At 47.4% G+C, this 18173-nt stretch carries 16 protein-coding genes; 3 read left to right on the forward strand and 13 right to left on the reverse strand.

Annotated elements, in window-relative coordinates:
* Positions 1–12 precede the first annotated feature (12 nt).
* Complete coding sequence (locus AC1HDP_RS07680) at positions 13–1131, forward strand: patatin-like phospholipase family protein (RefSeq protein ID WP_479639849.1); 1119 nt, start codon at positions 13–15, stop codon at positions 1129–1131.
* A gap of 77 nt (positions 1132–1208) precedes the next feature.
* Here AC1HDP_RS07680 and AC1HDP_RS07685 read toward each other — a convergent pair whose 3' ends face one another.
* The 3 genes from AC1HDP_RS07685 to AC1HDP_RS07695 are packed head-to-tail and all read right to left on the reverse strand — an operon-like array spanning position 1209 to position 4334.
* Positions 1209–2327, reverse strand: coding sequence for a DUF4056 domain-containing protein (locus tag AC1HDP_RS07685; RefSeq protein WP_479638302.1), 1119 nt, complete (start codon positions 2325–2327; stop codon positions 1209–1211).
* 1 nt (position 2328) lies between these two features.
* Positions 2329–3438 (reverse strand): BamA/TamA family outer membrane protein, encoded by a 1110-nt coding sequence (locus tag AC1HDP_RS07690; RefSeq protein WP_479638303.1) that lies wholly within the window; start codon positions 3436–3438, stop codon positions 2329–2331.
* On the reverse strand, positions 3435–4334 hold the full coding sequence (locus AC1HDP_RS07695) for a virulence protein (RefSeq protein ID WP_479638304.1): 900 nt from the start codon (positions 4332–4334) through the stop codon (positions 3435–3437). Before AC1HDP_RS07695 ends, AC1HDP_RS07690 begins: the two co-directional genes overlap by 4 nt.
* A 130-nt stretch (positions 4335–4464) precedes the next feature.
* Between AC1HDP_RS07695 and AC1HDP_RS07700 the strand changes: the two genes are divergently transcribed.
* On the forward strand, positions 4465–5058 hold the full coding sequence (locus AC1HDP_RS07700) for a TetR/AcrR family transcriptional regulator (RefSeq protein WP_479638305.1): 594 nt from the start codon (positions 4465–4467) through the stop codon (positions 5056–5058).
* A 36-nt stretch (positions 5059–5094) separates the two neighbouring features.
* Here the strand turns inward: AC1HDP_RS07700 and AC1HDP_RS07705 are convergent, their stop codons facing one another.
* Entirely contained in the window at positions 5095–7035 is a 1941-nt protein-coding gene (locus tag AC1HDP_RS07705) for a monovalent cation:proton antiporter family protein (protein WP_479638306.1), read from the reverse strand.
* A gap of 203 nt (positions 7036–7238) precedes the next feature.
* Here AC1HDP_RS07705 and AC1HDP_RS07710 point away from each other — a divergent pair, with 203 nt between their 5' ends.
* Positions 7239–8123 (forward strand): GGDEF domain-containing protein, encoded by an 885-nt coding sequence (locus AC1HDP_RS07710; RefSeq protein ID WP_479638307.1) that lies wholly within the window; start codon positions 7239–7241, stop codon positions 8121–8123.
* A gap of 108 nt (positions 8124–8231) precedes the next feature.
* Here AC1HDP_RS07710 and tilS read toward each other — a convergent pair whose 3' ends face one another.
* The 9 genes from tilS to AC1HDP_RS07755 form a co-directional block, all read right to left on the reverse strand.
* On the reverse strand, positions 8232–9749 hold the full coding sequence (tilS, locus tag AC1HDP_RS07715) for a tRNA lysidine(34) synthetase TilS (protein WP_479638308.1): 1518 nt from the start codon (positions 9747–9749) through the stop codon (positions 8232–8234).
* A gap of 48 nt (positions 9750–9797) precedes the next feature.
* Complete coding sequence (gene dnaE, locus AC1HDP_RS07720; protein ID WP_479638309.1) at positions 9798–13271, reverse strand: DNA polymerase III subunit alpha; 3474 nt, start codon at positions 13269–13271, stop codon at positions 9798–9800.
* Between the two features lie 88 nt (positions 13272–13359).
* Positions 13360–13563 carry a hypothetical protein gene (locus tag AC1HDP_RS07725; RefSeq protein ID WP_479638310.1) on the reverse strand — a complete coding sequence of 68 codons (204 nt, stop codon included), beginning with the start codon at positions 13561–13563 and terminating at the stop codon, positions 13360–13362.
* A 9-nt stretch (positions 13564–13572) separates the two neighbouring features.
* Positions 13573–14196, reverse strand: a complete 624-nt coding sequence (gene rnhB / locus AC1HDP_RS07730; protein WP_479638311.1) for a ribonuclease HII — start codon at positions 14194–14196, stop codon at positions 13573–13575.
* Positions 14196–15341 carry a lipid-A-disaccharide synthase gene (gene lpxB, locus AC1HDP_RS07735; RefSeq protein ID WP_479638312.1) on the reverse strand — a complete coding sequence of 382 codons (1146 nt, stop codon included), beginning with the start codon at positions 15339–15341 and terminating at the stop codon, positions 14196–14198. The genes rnhB and lpxB overlap by 1 nt, the downstream gene beginning before the upstream one ends.
* 1 nt (position 15342) lies before the next feature.
* The gene (gene lpxA / locus AC1HDP_RS07740) at positions 15343–16113 is read right to left on the reverse strand and encodes an acyl-ACP--UDP-N-acetylglucosamine O-acyltransferase (RefSeq protein WP_140933256.1); all 771 of its coding nucleotides are present in this window, start codon (positions 16111–16113) and stop codon (positions 15343–15345) included.
* A complete protein-coding gene (gene fabZ / locus AC1HDP_RS07745; RefSeq protein WP_140933257.1) occupies positions 16110–16571 on the reverse strand; it encodes a 3-hydroxyacyl-ACP dehydratase FabZ in 462 nt (153 codons plus the stop codon). The genes lpxA and fabZ overlap by 4 nt, the downstream gene beginning before the upstream one ends.
* Positions 16572–16601: 30 nt before the next feature.
* Entirely contained in the window at positions 16602–17621 is a 1020-nt protein-coding gene (gene lpxD / locus AC1HDP_RS07750; protein WP_479638313.1) for a UDP-3-O-(3-hydroxymyristoyl)glucosamine N-acyltransferase, read from the reverse strand.
* A 3-nt stretch (positions 17622–17624) separates the two neighbouring features.
* Entirely contained in the window at positions 17625–18122 is a 498-nt protein-coding gene (locus tag AC1HDP_RS07755; RefSeq protein WP_479639850.1) for an OmpH/Skp family outer membrane protein, read from the reverse strand.
* Positions 18123–18173: the final 51 nt, after the last annotated feature.

Genomic DNA, 18173 nt, shown 5'->3' on the forward strand with positions numbered 1-18173 from the left:
CCTCTCGGGCCTATGATTGGCCTAGTTCTCGGTGGTGGTGGCGCCCGCGCTGCTTATCAAGTCGGTGTACTCAAAGCGATAGCGCAACTGTATCCGCGCAATCATGGCATACCATTCCAGGTTATTTGTGGCACGTCAGCGGGCGCCATTAATGGCACTGCCATGGCAAGTTATGCCAGCTGCTTTCACTTAGGGGTGCGTAAATTAGAATGGGTGTGGCGCAATATGCAAACTCATCATATTTACTGCGCCTCTGCAGGCGCTGTCAGTAGTCATTTGATTAAGATGCTGCTGCGCGGTTTGCAAGATGACAAGGTCAGCCCGGATGCCAGCAGCTTATTTAATAATGAGCCCCTTAGGCACCTACTCAGTCAAGTGATCAACTTTCAGCGGATTGATAGGAATATTCAGCACGGTTTTTTGCGCGCGGTGAGCGTGGAAACCTCATGTTATAACGATGCCAGCAGTTACTGTTTCTTTCAGGCCCAGCATCAAGTGGCTAATTGGCAGCGCCATAAACGCTATGGTATGCGCCAGCGCCTTAATACCGAGCACTTATTAGCGAGCGCAGCCATTCCGACCTTGTTCCCTTCGGTAAAAATTCACAAAGATTATCATGGGGACGGCTCAATTCATCAGCAAGCACCATTGTCGAGCCCAATTCATTTAGGCGCCGATAAACTGCTAGTGATAAACCTTGAAAGCATGCATAAAGATCAGTCTAAGTCCCTGCCCCATCACCCAAGGCTCGCGGGCGTAATGGGGCATTTACTGGATAGTATATTTTCAGACACGCTCAATACCGATCTGGAGCGCTTGCAGCGAGTTAACAACACCTTAGGTTTAATACCGCAGCCATATCGCCAGCAATTAGCACTCAAGCCTATCGAAACCTTAGTGATTAAACCCAGTGAAGACATGACACTGATTGCGGCGCAGTATTATATGGAAATGCCAAAAGCTGTGCGGCTATTACTTAAAGTCATAGGGGTTAATCAACACGCAGAATCGAGTATTTTGTCGTATTTGTTATTTGAAAAAGAATATACCCGCCACTTAATCCAATTGGGTTATCAAGATGCCATGTGTCAGCTCGATGATATTAAGCAGTTTTTTCAAATAAATGGTTAAGGCAATAGCAGTTAATGGCCGTCATTAAAGCCGTTAACTGCTGTTAACAACAGCTAATGACGTTCATCGAAGTACGCTTATTGCTGCAAAATATCGGCGCCCGCTCGTTCAGCCGTATCTTGCTGCTTGGCATAAGACGCTAATAGCAACATATCGCTATAAGTCCAGACGGGCTTAGTGACTAAATTGGCCGCAGCTTTTGCTGTTACATCCGCAGATGTTGGAGTTGCGCTTAAGCGGCCAAAGTTAGCTTCTTGATTAGCGGCCACCAGCTGCAGCTCTCCATAAGCATCCAGATGGTCGGGCAGAGATAAGATGACCGGTGACTGCGCGCCGTGGGGCATTAATTGAAAATGCAGCTGATAATCACGCTTTTGCAGCACCCATTTATCCGGCAGACGCATATTGCTATTCCACCAGTTGCCATCAAGGGCATTAATCTTGGCTTGAGTGGTTGCAGCATCCTCTGCCCCAAGCTCAGTTAAACGCTTGGCTAAGCTCACACTAAATTGCTCGCTAAATTGCTTAATACTGAGATTAGGCGCTTGCTGCAAAATATCGCGGGCTAAAATGGCGCCTAACATATTGGAGTACAAGTCTTCTGGTGAAAAAGCTGAGGCAAGCTCAGACCAGCCGCCCACCGATGTCATCCCAAACCACTGCGCCACTTCATGCCACTGAGCCAACTGATAGGCCATAACGCTGGCAAACTCTACCCCTAACTGACGCTTACTGTCATTATCTAGGGCATAGTCTTGTTGATGCAGCACTATTTTACGGGTACGCAGCTCAGCACTTAAGGCTAACTCATAGTCAGTGTCTATATAAGGCCACAATTGCTGATACAAATAATAAGTGTTATCGGCAGTATCACGCACATGGGCGATATCGATAAAACCGCCATGGCGAGTATAGATTAAGCCATTAGCCTCGCGGCCAACTCCTAATAAGCTAGTCACTACTCCTTGGCGGCCATCATTGTATTGATGCCCTCCTAAGTCAGTAATAGCCACCACATTGGCGAGAGAAAAAAATGGCACTGGTACGCTGCCCATTTTCGCCTTTAAGTTAGTACCAAAGGCGCAGCAAGGACGCACGCCCACAGGCGCATCGATGGCGCGAGCCGGCATGCTTATCAGCAACACTAAGCCAATAAGCACTGTGTGTATTAGGGAGCGGATATGGGATGGTTTCATTTTAAAATGCTTCATTAATTTGGAAATACACGCCGCTAGAATCTTTACCAATACCAACATCTAAGCGGATATTCACCCTAGGTTTAAAGGCTAAGCGATAACCTATGCCTAAGGTCGGCAGCCAGTCTTGACTAAATAATCCAGACCAATCAGGAGCCACATTGCCAGCTCCCACCCAGTAAACCAATCCATGACGCTCGCTCAACGCTTGGCGCAATTCAATTTGGCTACTAAGAAAATAGTTATCCCGATATTGCCCTTGATAGTAACCGCGCATGCGGCCATCCGTGCCAAGCTTTGGCAAGGCGTACCAAGGCACATCGCCACTAGAGCCTTCACCATAGACCTCAAAGGCTACAATATACTGCGGGCTAAACCTATGATATTGGCGGATATTGACTGACATCTTGTCAAAATCAAAGTCAGAACCCCATTGCTTGCTATAGTGTTGATACTTAATTTCTGCCAATAAGCCGCGCTCGGGATTAGGCGCAAAATCACGGCTGTCATAAGCCAAAGACACGCTCAGCCCGCTGATGCGACTGTCTTGCAATTGCTCAGTATTAAGCGCAGGACCCTCGGCACTCAGCTCAGTGACTGACTGAAAGTCCCAGCCAAGCTGCACATAGGTATTACGCAGTAAGCGATAACTGACATTAGGCGATAACTCTAACACTTGGCTATCGTAAGCAGTTTGATTGGCGCTGTTGCTGGCAGCTTCTTTGCCTATGCCCCAATAATCTTGCGGCGAATGACTTAGCCAAGCATCCAGTCCCAAACGCCAGGTGTCATCGCCAAAGTAACTGCGATTTTCAACGCCAAAGCCGTAGGAGCCGGAACTTGATACAAACGACTTAACGCTTAAGGTTGAGAGTTGGACATCATCTTCTCGCCCGGACGGCGAATATAAACCAATGGCAGCAACCCCTAAGCCAAATCCTTGCACCGGATTGACAAAAGGTCCTGGCAGTACGCCCCAATCAATGCCTTGGCTGACATCAATGTCCTTACTGCCGCCAAGCTCTTTGAGCATATCTTCAAGCCAGTCGGCATGCGCTAGCGGACTTAATAAGGCCGCTATGCTCGCAAGTAAGCGAATGCTTAACCTCAAAAACGGTACTCCAGAGATAACATGCCGCTCTTGCGTCCACCCAGCCCAACTTCCCCCACCAGCGACCAGTCGCGACCAATCAAATATTGGAAACCCACTAAGGTATTCCACGGAGTAGTTAAATGCTGCTCCACATCAAAACGCGCTTCGCCATTACGGTCGACGGCCTTAATGAGCTCATTTCCCACAGGGCCTAAATCTAAATCACTTATCTTACCGCTAAGCTCTTGCTCAACTTCTTGATACATACCGCCTACCCACAGACGCAGCGGTAAACCTTTCTCTGAGAAGTCATAACCAATACGCGGTGATAACACGAAAGCGTTAATGTTGCCGTCAATCACAGTTAAGCGGGTGTTAGTAAGGCTGGCATCAATCAAGGTAAACCAGTTACCCACGCCGCCTGCAATCACAATACCGCCACCATACAAGTAGCCGTCTAAATCTAATCGAAAATCAAACGAAGGTAAGCCTTGAGTAATAGGCGGGAATGGCTTGATATGCACTTTATTGATATGCACCTTGGTCTCAGTGTAGCCAGTCATTTTACCCGCGATGGCATAGACATTTAAAAAGGGTAACAACCAAGCATCGGCGCGCAAGGTATACACTTGGCTTTGCTGCTCACCGTGCTCAGCGCTGATATCTATGGCATCAGGTGCTAGCGGCTTACTTGGAAACAAGGGATGATTCAAACCACCAAAACCTATGCTATCAACCTCAATCCCTTGCTCAACATGCATAGTGCCAATGCTCAAACCAAAAGGCTCTGGCAGCACGTAACCTTTTGCGATGGCTTCATCAGCAAATAGCGGCAACCACGCCTCAGCGTTAACTGTTGGTGAAAAAAGAGCAAAGATAAATAACGGCGAAAGAAAGGCGCGAGTCGAGCTCATTAGGGTTCCATTAGCATTGAGGCAATTAGACGAAAGGTGAGGCGCTAGTCTAAATAATCGACTTGAAAAAGTAAACTTGTGAGTGTACTTTTAGTCGAGAGTTAACTTAGGCAGTTTAATAAAAATTTACATGAAATTATCAGAACTTAAGCATCAAGCCATACTTGAGCAAGCCAAGCATGAATTTCTCGCTAAAGGCTATCAAGCCGCTAATCTTGACCATATTTGCTTAGCCGCAGGCGTATCTAAACGCACTTTGTATCGCCATTTTGATAATAAGCTCGAGTTATTCAAGGCAGTATTATTAGCTTTACACCTTAAGCTACAAACGCCTGCATCTGAATGCTTTAACCCTGAATTAGCATTAGAGCCACAACTAATGTGCTTATTGAACCATCAAAGCGCCTTGTTGTGCCTTGATGCTAGTATGCAGAGTATTCGCATGCTGTTATCTCAGTGTTTACAACAACCTGAAATGGCTAAGCAATTACTCTCGTTGGTGCGTGAGCAAGACAATAGTATCGACCTCTGGCTAAAAGATGCCGTGAAGGCAGGCAAACTCAGCGGGGATATTAAGGCCATGAGTCGCACCTTAAAGAGCCTATTTAACGGCGTGTTTTTATGGCCAAGCCTATTCGAATTAGATACGCACTGCGATAACAACGCCGCCGATATTAGTAATGCTGAAATTTGCCGAGTGTTTTTAGCAGCCTATGGCAGCTAATATCAGTTTGATGATGAATCCCAGCATTAAGGAAAATTAACCTCCCAGCAGAAATATCTCAGCCCGCTCCACCCGCCTAGGCTTACCTTGCAATAGTAAAATATCATCGGCTTGCAACAACCAGTCAGAGGGTGGGTTTTCAACTTCTTCGCCACTGCGCCGAATCGCCCGGATTTCGATTCTAAGGCGCGCCGTTGGCACTTGACTCAAGCGCTTACCTACGGCCCAGGCTGATGCCGGCAGCGCCACTGCATGCAATTGCTCTAAAGTAAAATCCGATTCTTGACCGCTAAAAAAGCCATGCAAATAATGATAATGATTGCGCCGCTCCGACTCTAAGCGCTTTAAAATTCGAGTTAAGGGCACGCCGCAGCGATACAAGACTTGCGACACTAACATTAAGCTGCCTTCTAAGGATTCTGGGATCACTTGGCTCGCGCCCGCTTGTTCAAATTCCGTCATGTTAGAATCATCACGGGTGCGCACTAAAATAGTGAGTTGCGGCGCTAATTCGCGCGCCAGCGGCAAGACTTCTTCTAAGGCGCGGCCATCACAAAAGCTAATCACTAACATGTTTACATCAAGTAACCCCGCTTCTAACAACAAGCTGCGTTTACAGGCATCGCCAAATAATACTGGCTCCCCTGCCATTCGCGCCTCAGATACGCGGGTAGGGTCGAGATCTAACACCACATAAGGCACAGCTTCTGAGCGTAAAAAGCGGGCAACGGTTTGACCAACACGCCCATACCCCAAGATCAACACCTGAGCTTGGCGCACTTTAGGGCTAACACTATGATTTTCAACATCCGCGCCCATGCCGCCAAAGGCGCCTATTATCTCACCGCAATGACGAATTAACGCTGGCGCTAATCCCATGGATATCACAGCCACCATGACTAAAATGGTGCTAATTTCACTGCTAAGCAGCTGATAATTAACTGCCAACGCCAACACTACAAAACTAAATTCTCCGACTTGCGCGAGTGTAATAGCGCTGGTCGCCGAAATTTTTGTAGACTCACCGCTGAGGCGCAAAATGCCGAATAAAATCGCAATTTTACCTACAACTACCGCGAGTAAAATCACTAAGACCTGCCACCAAAATGACAACACTAAGGTTAAATCCAGCAGCATGCCTATGGAGATAAAAAACAGCCCCATCAGCAAATCCCGAAATGGACTAATGTCCGCTTCTAATTGGCGCCGATACTGACTTTCCCCCAATAACATGCCTGCCATAAAGGCGCCGAGCGCCATGGATAATCCCAGCCAATGGGTAAAGACCCCAGTCAGAGTGGCAACCACTAAGGTAGTGAGTACAAACAACTCATTGGAGCGTGAGCGCGCCACTTCATCAAATAATTTAGGGAGCGCCCAGCGGCCAAAGGCCATCAAGGCTACAAAGGCCACGATCCCTTTCACTAAGGCGATAAATATTTCGGAGTGATTTGCAGCCTGACTCTCACTGCCCATAAGAGGTAACAGAATCAATAACGGAATAACCGCTAAGTCTTGGAACAATAATACGCTGACCGACAATTCGCCGTGGCGCCGCCTTAACCAGCCTTGCTCGTTAAGCAGTTTAAGCACAATAGCCGTGGAGGATAAGGCGATAACCGCGCCAATTATCATGGCTTCTACCAAAGACAACCCTAGCGCCAGCGACACTAACACGACGACGCTTGATGTCACAATCACCTGCGCGCTGCCTAAACCAAACACAGTGCGGCGCATGGCCAGCAATCGCGGCAAAGAAAATTCCAGTCCCAAGGTAAACATCAAGAGCACAACGCCAAGCTCAGCGACCGATTGCATTTGCTGCTGACTAAACCAATCAAAGCCGCCAGGGCCGCTTAACATGCCAGTTAATAAGTAAGCCAAAATGGCAGGCAGCCCTAAACGTCGAAACCAAGCAATCGAAGCAATAGCAATCACTAACATCAACAGGATCTTTACCAAGAATGCTTGTTCCATAGACCTCCCGTTGTCAAAAAAATGTCAGTGCGACTTATCTGACAGCTCTCACTCACAATGTTAACGCCTTGTGAATAGTAACTGAATGACAAGTAAAGACAAATTTATTTATGCATGACTAGGCACAGAGATTGCTAAGTAATATCAACCAAATCGGTCAATCATAGACGTAACTGAGATTGCCAACGTCTAAGGGAGTTACCATGAGCTCATTCGCCCAAATAGCACATATCAATCCAGCTAACAGCAACTTAGGCTTTTGGCCTGGCTTTAACCCTAAGTCATCCTTATCTAGCCAAGATCAAATTGCTATCTTGCAGCGCTTACATGCAAGCTTAGAGCCGGAGCAAGTGCTCGCGACATTTTCCCAAGTGCTCGGCAATTTCTTGCCTGTCCACGGCTTAAAATTGCATACAGCCACTAACAAGTGGGTATGGGGCCATCAGTCAGGCCAATACATTCATAGACCCATAGTAGCCAATGTTACCTTGCAATATTACCTAGCTAAGGCGCTGAGCAGCGATGATTTACTCTGCTTACAATTATTTGAGTCTTGGTTAGCCCCAGCCATCAATAATGCCCTGACTCACAGCCAAGTGGCTAATCAAGCCATGCATGATAGTCTCACAGGTTTAGGTAATCGCCGCGGTTTTGAATTAAGCATGGATAAAGCCATAGCGCGCAGTCGCCGCAATGGTTTGCCTCTATCTTTAATGATTTTGGATTTAGATAACTTTAAACAGGTCAATGACAACCAAGGCCATCAACAAGGGGATGCACTGCTGCAAAGTTTCGCCAGTATTCTCAATCAGCAACTACGCGATACCGACCGAGGTTTTAGAGTAGGCGGAGATGAATTTACCATTTTGCTTGATACTAATGCTGCTGGCGCCCATTTACTCGCAAACCGCATACTTGCGCAAGTGAGTGCCAATGAGGCTTGCCAACAAGCCAAGATAGGTGTGAGCATAGGCTTAGCTCAGTGGCAAGCCAGTGCCACTGCCGCCAAACTGTATGAAACTGCAGATAAGGCCTTGTACGCTGCTAAAGCCAGTGGCAAACATACCGCCTGTAGCGCTTGCGATTAATATCAGCCGCGGTTTAATACAGTTAACAATCTTGAACAATCTAGAAATGAGTCGTTGGGGACTAACGCGTTAACATTAAAGCTAAAGTTAAACATAAACTATTAGCCATTAGCCTGGAGTAACACAGGCAAGCCAACCCGCATCTTGGTCTTGGGCCAGAGCATGACGCTCAACCCATAATCCTGAGGCCACTAAGGTTTGGTTATAAAACACTAACGGGACTTGCTCTCTAATCCATGGCGCGACGGCTAATTCTTGCCACATTTTCTTAAGCTCGCGCCCTTGATGGCGAAAACTCGGATGACAGCGCAAACGGCCACTGATGTCTTTATCCCTCCAATAACCAACGCTTACGACTTCATCCTGATGCGGCAATCGTAAACGCGCGCCCTCACGGGCTAAGCGCCACTCAAGTTGCACACTTGGAAACTCTAGACTTAAAGAAGGTTCGCTCTGTGATTGCGAGTTCAGCGCCTGTGAACTCAATAACTGTAAATCCAGCGCCTCTTTTCCCTGCCTCAACGTTTGCCCTAAGGTTGTCACTATTGCCTGATTGATAGCATCAAAGCGCGTTTTATCCGCAATAGGCGCCGTCGCCACATAGAGGCCATCGCCAAAACGTCTTAATAAACAGCCAGAAACATGCAAGCTTACTTTGGCATCTTCTTTGGCCGAATGGATCTGCATTAATACTTGCTGCAATTGCACTTGGCTAGGCATGGGGCATTGTCTGTGCTGAATAAAGCGCCTTAACACTTGCGTTTGCCAATCAGGTGATAACTGAGCTAAGCCAGATACACAGAGACTCATGCCATTAATGGCTGAATATTGCTCTAAACGCTGCAAACGCACATCGGCTTCTTCAGTTAATAGCCCATATTCATTGGCGCATAGACTGGCACTGCGCGACGCCGTGCGGGCTATGGCAGGCCAGCGCTGTTTAAGCTTAGGGATAATGTCATGGCGTAAAAAGTTGCGATCAAAACGGAGATCTTGATTACTTTCATCATCAATGTGGGCGATAGCCAGCAAAGCAGCAAACTCTTCTAACTCGTCACGACTTAACGCTAAAAACGGTCGGCATTGCCATTTATGCTTACCAAAGGCTTGCACTGCGCCCATAGCGCTTAAGCCTAATGGCCCAAAGCCCCGGGCTAAGGCAAGTAGCACAGTTTCGAGTTGATCGTCTTGATGATGAGCGGTAAGTAAAACATCGCCTGCTGCCATCAAATCATCAATCGCTTGATAGCGAGCGTCACGAGCAACAGCTTCTAAGCTTTTGCCCGCACGATTATCAAGATTGACGCGGCACACAGTTAATGGCAATTGATAGAGCGCGGCGCGCTGACTGCAATGATCAGCCCAAGTATCGGCATGCTGACTTAAGCCATGGTGCACATGCACTAAGCGCACACAGTAGCGCACGCGTTCTTCAGTTACGTCACAGCCATGATGCTGCATAAAAGCCGCCGCAGTGGCCGCCAATAACTCAGAATCCATGCCACCACTGTAACCAATAAACAAGGTGCGGGTGTGACTTGCGGGGCTTACAGGAAAAGCTACTTCTGACGCCTTAATAGCTTGTTCAAATTGTGCCAATAATGGCGCCATTAACGCGAAATCCATAGCCAACCTCTTCATTGTTACATCTAAAAATACATCTACCACTGAGTGCTAGAACAAGATCCGTACCTTGTCTGGCCCTAATAAGCCTTGCAGCGCCAGCACGAGTTCATCTGTGGGGTTGACTCGCCACTCATCACCTAAGACAAGCTGACCGAAGGCTTGCGCTTGCTGATAATTAATCCGCACTTGCACAGCGCCTTGTTTCCATGGGCTTAAGATTTGGGTTAATTGATTTAAGCCATCAAGATTAACGCGACTAGCATCAATATCCACTTCCAGCGCTTTAACAAAATGACTGCGCGCCTCGCTAATTTCAATGATATTGCGCGCCGTCATACGGTTACCGCCAGAATAATCATCAAAACTCACTTCGCCTTCGCAAATCAGAATTTTATCTTTCTCAAGCAAGTGACCAAATTTTTCAAAGGCTTCGGTGAAGAGCATGACTTCTAAGCGCGCGCTCTTATCATCTAAGGTCACTAAGCCCATTTTCGAGCCACGTTTAGTGACCATCACGCGCGTAGCCACCACTAAGCCCGCAGCTTTCGCAGTTTTACCGCGCTCAGTGGGATGCACATCTTTAATGCGGCCGCTGGTGTAATGCTTAAGCTCAGTTAAGTACTGATTAATAGGGTGACCCGTTAAATACAGACCTAAGGTTTCACGCTCACCTTCGAGCCAAACTTTATCGGGCCAAGCGGGGCAATCCACAAACTGCTGCTTACTGTCTTCAGGCTCACTATTGAGTAAACCAAACATATCGCCTTGACCTATGGCCTCAGCTTTAGCGTGTTGATCGGCGGCGCGAATCGCCTCTGGCAACGTCGCCATCATGGAGGCGCGGTGCGGGCCTAAATTATCTAAGGCGCCCGCTTGAATTAGGCGCTCAATCACACGTTTATTAAGTTTCTTTAAATCAACGCGGGCACAAAAATCAAATAAATCAATAAAGGGGCCAGCTTCACGGGCTTGCAAAATGGATTCTACCGGACCTTCACCGACGCCTTTAATCGAGCCAATGCCATAAACAATGCGCAGTTCATCATCAACAGTAAACTTAAATTCGCCCTTGTTAACGTCAGGCGGAATGATGGTGAGCCCCATGCGGTCACACTCATCCACTAAGGTCACTATCTTGTCGGTGTTATCCATATCGGCAGACATAACCGCTGCCATAAATTCAGAGGGATAATGGGTTTTTAACCATAAGGTTTGGTATGACACCAGTGCATAGGCGGCTGAGTGAGATTTGTTAAAACCGTAACCTGCGAATTTTTCCACCAAGTCGAAGATTTTCATCGCCAACTCGCCGTCCACGCCGTTATCAACGGCGCCTTGCTCAAAACCGGCGCGCTGCTTGGCCATTTCTTCGGGTTTTTTCTTACCCATAGCACGGCGCAACATGTCGGCGCCGCCCAAGGTATAACCCGCCAAGGTTTGGGCAATCTGCATTACCTGCTCTTGATACAAGATAATGCCGTAGGTCGGTTCAAGAATGGGTTTTAAGCTCTCGTGCTGCCATTTTTCATCGGGATAAGATACGGCTTCAGTACCATGCTTACGGTCGATAAAGTTATCTACCATGCCTGACTGCAAAGGGCCCGGGCGGAACAAGGCCACCAAGGCAATCATGTCTTCAAAGCAGTCGGGTTGCAGACGCTTAATCAAATCCTTCATACCGCGCGATTCAAGCTGGAACACGGCCGTGGTTTCGTAACGCTTAAGTAAGGCAAAACACTTAGGATCTACCGTTGGGATACGCTCAATATCCACAGGCGGCTTACCCATTGTGGCGAGCCTTGGATTAATCATCCTCAGCGCCCAATCAATAATGGTTAAGGTTCTTAGCCCCAAGAAGTCGAACTTTACTAAGCCTGCGGTTTCAACATCGTTTTTATCAAATTGAGTGACCGGGAAATTACCTTCGCTATCGCAATAAAGCGGCGCAAAGTCAGTGATTTTGGTAGGCGCAATCACCACGCCCCCCGCATGTTTACCGGCGTTACGGGTAACGCCTTCAAGCTGACGACACATGTCTATCAGTTCTTTAACATCTTCATCCGCGTCATAGGCTTCTGGTAAGCTCGGCTCGGCCTCAAAGGCTTTAGCTAAGGTCATGCCAGGTTCCGCAGGGATCATTTTTGAAATACGGTCGACAAAACCATAAGGATGACCGAGCACACGCCCAACGTCTCGCACTACGGCTTTGGCCGCCATAGTACCAAAGGTAATGATTTGCGATACCGCTTCGCGGCCATAAAGCTCAGCCACGTGATCTATCACTTCATCGCGTCTATCCATGCAAAAGTCGACGTCAAAGTCGGGCATAGAGACACGCTCAGGGTTCAAGAAGCGCTCGAACAGTAAGTCGTATTCTAATGGGTCAAGGTCGGTAATTTTTAAGGCGTAAGCCACTAATGAACCCGCGCCCGAACCACGCCCTGGACCCACTGGGATTGCGTTATCTTTACCCCACTGAATAAACTCCATTACAATCAAGAAGTATCCAGGGAATCCCATCTGGTTAATCACTTTAAGTTCAACCGCTAAGCGCTCATCGTATTCGCCGCGGCGCTCGCGTCTAACCTCAGGATCTGGGAATAAAAACTCAAGACGCGCTTCAAGACCTTCTTCAGATTTTGCCACCAAGAAGTCTTCAATGGATAAATCACCGGTCGGGAAGTTTGGCAAAAAGTATTCGTATAAACGCACAGTGACGTTACAGCGTTTTGCAATCTCGACTGAGTTTTGAAGGGCTTCTGGAATGTCTTGAAACAATTCACACATTTCATCTTCAGTGCGTAAATATTGATTAGCACTGTATTTTTTAGGACGTCTTGGGTCAGCTAAGGTGAAACCATCATGAATCGCCACGCGAATTTCATGAGCTTCAAAATCCTCAGGGGTTAAAAATACCACTTGGTTAGTGGCAACCACAGGCAAGCCGCGCTCATCGGCTAAGGCCACAGCCGCATGCAAATAACGCTCTTCATCGGCGCGGCCAGTGCGCAGTAATTCAAGGTAATATCTGTCTGGGAAATGCTGTTGATAAAAGTCACACAAGGCATTGGCTTGGGTGGTGTTGCCTTTTAGCAACGCCTTACCAACATCGCCATCTTTAGCGCCCGACAGTAAAATTAGGCCTTTGCCATAGGTCAATAGCCAATCTTGATCAATAACCGCTCGATCTAGAATATGGCCACGCAAATACGCTTGGCTGATGAGCTGCGTTAAGTTTTGATAACCCTCGTTATCCATGGCAAGGATAGTAATGCTACACAACTCGCCTTCAAAGCCTGGCACTTGCATGCCAAAGTCACTGCCAATAATCGGCTTAATGCCTCTATCATGACAGCCACTGTAAAATTTAACTAAGCCACAGAGGTTAGTCTGATCCGTTAATGCCAGTGCGGGCATATGTAATGCCTCTGTGCGCGCCAAAATTGGCTTCACCTTGGCAACGCCATCACTCATGGAATAGTCACTGTGGACACGAAGATGCACAAAACGGGGTTCAGACATGGGAACTTGAATACTCTAACCAATCGAAGGGCAAAAGATACCATGAGCCGCCTAGTTAACCAAAACTAAAAGCGTGTTCAGACGGGGGCTAACCCTTGGTGTTATTAACTTGATATCGCGCCACTATCAGATAGTAATCAGCATGATACAAATACGGATAAAACTTGAGGATAAACTCATCCACCGCGTTATATCGACATAAGCCATCTAGCAGCAACATAGCTATGGGGTTATTGATATCTAATAACCAAAAAGTCGCCAGTGGCGACTTTTTAATTTTTAATGAGTTCAATGACTCAAGCTAAAGCGCTTGCTTTGCTAACGCTTCTTTCACAGGGCGAAAGCTTCTTCTATGCTCGCTCAATACGCCGTATTGTGCCAGCGCTTCAAAATGCGCCTTAGTCGGATAGCCCTTATGTTTAGCAAAGCCATACCCAGGATGCTGACTATCAAGCTCATCCATTTCTCGGTCACGAATCACTTTGGCGATAATTGACGCCGCGCTAATACAGGCAATTAAGCCATCGCCCTTAATAACGGCGTCACTCGCTATGCCAAAATCAGGGGTGCGATTACCATCGACTAACACTCGCTCTGGCGTCACAGCTAAGCCTGCAACGGCGCGCTGCATGGCCAGCATAGTCGCATGCAAAATATTAAGCTCATCAATTTCCGCAGGACTGGCGCGGCCAACACTAATAGCCAAAGCATTAGCCATAATGTCATCAAATAAGGCATCACGCTTTTTCTCGCTAAGCTTTTTAGAATCGTTAAGGCCAGCAATTGGCCGCGCGGGATCTAAAATCACAGCCGCAGTGACAACATCGCCCACTAATGGGCCGCGGCCTACTTCATCCACTCCAGCAACTAAACCTTGGCCTAGCTCCTGCGCTTGCTCAGGGGTTAACTCTCGATAAATAGCCATTAATCCTCCGCAATAACCTTAAGCACAGCATCGGCTGCGCGCTCACTGGCGTTAAGCCGCATATTTTGATGCAACTGATTAAAGGTGTGCATCAAATCGCGCGGATCGCGGTTAAGCATGTCAGTCACGGCGCTGGCTATTTTTTCAGGGGTACAATCGGCCTGAATAAGCTCAGGCACTAAATCGCGCCCAGCCAGTAAATTGGGCAGTGAAAATCTATCAATTTTCATTAAGCGTTTGGCAATGCTATAGGTCATAGGCGCCACGCGATAAGCCACCACCATAGGGCGATTAACTAGCATAGCTTCTAAGGTCGCAGTACCTGATGCCAGCAAAATGGCATCGCTTGCTATCATGACTTCACGGCTTTGGCCTTCAACCACATGAATAGATAATTCAGGCGCATGCTCAAGCAAGGCCGCCATATACTGCTCACGACGTTGTGAATTGACCACAGGCGTAATGAATTTAAGGTCGGGAAACGCTTGCTTGATAAGTAGCGCCGCTTTTACAAAAGGCTCAGCTAACTGCTTAAGCTCGCCGCCGCGAGAACCTGGCAAAATCGCTAAGTATTCAGCATCTGCGTCTATACCTAAGGCAGCTCTCGCAGCAAGTTTATCGTTACTTAGCGGAATTTCGTCGGCCAAGGTATGGCCCACAAAAGTACAAGGCACTTGATGCTCATCATAAAACGCCTTTTCAAAGGGCAGTAAAGACAACACCATATTGGTGGCCTTAGCAATTTTGAAAATACGTTTAGGTCGCCACGCCCATACTGACGGGCTGACATAATGTATGGTCTTAATTCCAGCCAGCTTTAACTTACGTTCAACCGGTAAGTTAAAATCAGGGGCATCAATACCAATAAAGCAATCAGGTTTTAGCGCAATCACTTGCTTGATTAACGATGAACGAATAGCCAATAAGCTAGGTAAGCGCGACAGCACTTCCACTATGCCCATAACGGCCAGCTCTTCCATGGGAAAAAGTGTCTCAAAGCCTTCGGCCATCATACATGGACCGCCGATACCAATGAAACGCGCATCAGGGTGGCGCACCTTGAGCGAGCGAATTAAACCAGCCCCTAAAATATCGCCGGAGACTTCTCCGGCGACTAGGCTGAAAATGAGTGGCTTATTGGCCATATCAGCGAATGATTCCCCGACTAGATTGACGGACAAATTCAATAAAGTTTTGCACATCAGGATACGCAGCGGCATCTTCAGTCAGTGCGGCTATCGCTTCATCAACCGTTAAGCTGCTGCGATAAAACGCTTTATAAGCGCGGCGCATGGCTTGCTGGGTTTCTTTGCTGTAACCGCGGCGCTTCATGCCCTCAAAGTTTAAACCACGAGGAGATGCGGCTTGTCCTGAGGCCATGACAAATGGCGGCACATCTTGTAGCACTAACGAGCAACCTGCGGTAAATGCGTGCGCGCCGATATGCACGAACTGATGCACACCGGTCATGCCACCTAAAATGGCAAAGTCACCCACATGAACGTGGCCAGCGATTGAGGCATTGTTAGCCATAATCACGTTATTGCCGACAACACAATCATGGGCAATATGCACATAAGCCATCAGCAAGTTGTTTGAACCAATACGGGTCTCACTATTATCCTGAATCGTGCCGCGATGTATGGTCACAGACTCACGAATAATATTGTTATCCCCTATGATGAGGCGAGTAGGTTCACCAGCGTACTTCTTGTCTTGGCATTCTTCGCCGACAGAGGCAAACTGGAAAATGCGATTACCGCGGCCAATTTGAGTCGGCCCTTTAATCACGACATGAGAACTTATCCAGCAATCATCACCTATTTCAACGCCTTCGCCGATATAGCTCCAAGGTCCAATAGTGACATTATTGCCAATCTTAGCGTCAGGGTGTACTACAGCTAACTTATCTATCACTGCTCTATCTCTCTACGGGCACACATGATTTCGGCAGAACAAGCCAGCTCGCCATCCACATGAACTTCACCATAAAACACGCCAATCCCGCGACGCTCTTTGATATATTTAACATGAAAATGCAGCTGATCACCTGGGGTCACGACTTTCTTGAAGCGAGCTTTATCTATGCCAGCAAAGTAGTACAACACGTTTGGCGATGGCTTATCACTCATGGTTTTAAACGCCAGTAAGCCTGTGGCTTGCGCCATAGCTTCTAACAATAAAACCCCTGGCATAATCGGCTGAACAGGGAAATGTCCCTGAAAAAACGGTTCATTAAAGGTCACGTTTTTTATGGCATGCAGACTTTCACCGGGAGTGAAATCCAGCACGCGATCAACCAATAAAAATGGATATCTATGGGGCAGATATTCAAGAATTTCCTTGATATCCATGGTGTTCATTTGTTTAGACACTCACACTTTCCTCTCACCCTAGGGCGGAAATTATTCTTTTGACGCTTTTTCTAACGTTTTCACTCGTTGGAATAACTCATCCAACTGACGGAAACGTACGGTATTCTTACGCCATGATTTATTGTCCATCGCCACAGTGGCAGATGACAGTAGACCCGGCTCTTTGACCGAGTTAGTGATATTGGTGCTGCCAGAGACATGCACACCATCGCAAATGCTCAAATGGCCGGCGATGGCGCTGTTACCGCCAATAATACAATATTTACCTATGGTGACACTGCCAGCGACTGTGCTGCAGCCTGCTATCGCAGTATGAGCACCAATAATATCGTTATGAGCAATTTGCACTTGGTTATCAATAATCACGCCATCATGGATTTCGGTATGGCTTAAGGCGCCGCGATCAATCGTAGTGCCGGCACCAATTTCCACGCCATGGCCAATACGTACGCCACCGGTTTGCGGAATTTTAAGCCATTGACCTTTTTGATTGGCATAACCAAAACCATCAGAGCCAATAACGGCGCCAGAATGGATAATGCAATCGCGGCCCATGTGGACATCATGATACACACTTACATTGGCCCATAAGCGCGAGCCTGATCCTATGATGACATCTTGGCCAATCACGCAGCCAGCACCAATCTGCACTTGCTCGCCTAAAATGACGTTTGCGCCAATCACAGCATTGGCACCTATGCTAACCCCTTCCCCAAGCTTAGCCGTGGGATCAATGACGGCACTAGCATGGATACCAATCGCGGCCGCAGGCGTAGTGTCGAGTAACTGCGCAACTTTAGCAAAGCCCACATAAGGGTCATTCACTATCAGGGCGTTACCGCTAAATTCACTGGCATCATTGGCCGTCAATAACACAGCACTCGCCGAGCAATTTGCTAATTGCGAGCGATATTTGCTGTTTGACAAAAAAGAGAGCTGGCCTAAGCCAGCTTGTTCCAGAGTGGCAACAGCGTGAATTTCAACGCTGCCGTCACCCTGAACCTGGGCGCCTAACAGCTCACCCAGTTGGTTCAAGGTCACACATTTCATTTATTACTTGCCTTTGCTTAAGGCTTCAATCACTTTACTACTGATATCAGCATCCGGCTTGGCGTAAATTACCGCGCCGCGTTGAAGCACTAGATCATAGTCATTTTTGTTAGCGATATCGGTAATCACTTTTTGAACTTTTACCAATAACTTGTTTTGTTCTTCACCTTGGCGACGACGCAGATCTTCATCTAACGCTTTGCCTTTTAACTGTAACTCTGACTGTAATGATTCCATTTTACGAACCATTTCAGTTTTTTGGCTATCACTCATTAACGCCGCATCACGCTGCTGCTTTTCCATCATGCCACGCAATTCTTCTTGCATTTTTTGCACGCTGGCCATGCGATCGCCAAACTCAGACTTAAGTGACTGAGAGATTTGCTCACGCTGTGGAAGCTGCTCAAACACAGTCTGCATGTCAACAACTGCAATTTTTTCTGCATGGGCAGCCAGTGGTACAGCCAATAAACACAGGGTCAAAGCCGCACGATTGAACATCTTTTTCACTATAAACTCCTTCTTTGAGTCAGCAAAACCTGCCGAGTGTAT

The sequence above is a fragment of the Shewanella sp. ISS20 genome, assembly GCF_056522965.1.

Bases quoted from the DNA above. Each gene is read 5' to 3' on its own strand.
- lpxB (WP_479638312.1), bottom strand. From the start codon at position 15,341: ATGGCCAATAAGCCACTCATTTTCAGCCTAGTCGCCGGAGAAGTCTCC.
- lpxD (WP_479638313.1), bottom strand. From the start codon at position 17,621: ATGAAATGTGTGACCTTGAACCAACTGGGTGAGCTGTTAGGCGCCCAG.
- AC1HDP_RS07705 (WP_479638306.1), bottom strand. From the start codon at position 7,035: ATGGAACAAGCATTCTTGGTAAAGATCCTGTTGATGTTAGTGATTGCT.
- tilS (WP_479638308.1), bottom strand. From the start codon at position 9,749: ATGGATTTCGCGTTAATGGCGCCATTATTGGCACAATTTGAACAAGCT.
- AC1HDP_RS07685 (WP_479638302.1), bottom strand. From the start codon at position 2,327: ATGAAACCATCCCATATCCGCTCCCTAATACACACAGTGCTTATTGGC.
- AC1HDP_RS07700 (WP_479638305.1), top strand. From the start codon at position 4,465: ATGAAATTATCAGAACTTAAGCATCAAGCCATACTTGAGCAAGCCAAG.
- AC1HDP_RS07680 (WP_479639849.1), top strand. From the start codon at position 13: ATGATTGGCCTAGTTCTCGGTGGTGGTGGCGCCCGCGCTGCTTATCAA.
- AC1HDP_RS07695 (WP_479638304.1), bottom strand. From the start codon at position 4,334: ATGAGCTCGACTCGCGCCTTTCTTTCGCCGTTATTTATCTTTGCTCTT.
- dnaE (WP_479638309.1), bottom strand. From the start codon at position 13,271: ATGTCTGAACCCCGTTTTGTGCATCTTCGTGTCCACAGTGACTATTCC.
- AC1HDP_RS07755 (WP_479639850.1), bottom strand. From the start codon at position 18,122: ATGTTCAATCGTGCGGCTTTGACCCTGTGTTTATTGGCTGTACCACTG.
- rnhB (WP_479638311.1), bottom strand. From the start codon at position 14,196: ATGGCTATTTATCGAGAGTTAACCCCTGAGCAAGCGCAGGAGCTAGGC.
- AC1HDP_RS07710 (WP_479638307.1), top strand. From the start codon at position 7,239: ATGAGCTCATTCGCCCAAATAGCACATATCAATCCAGCTAACAGCAAC.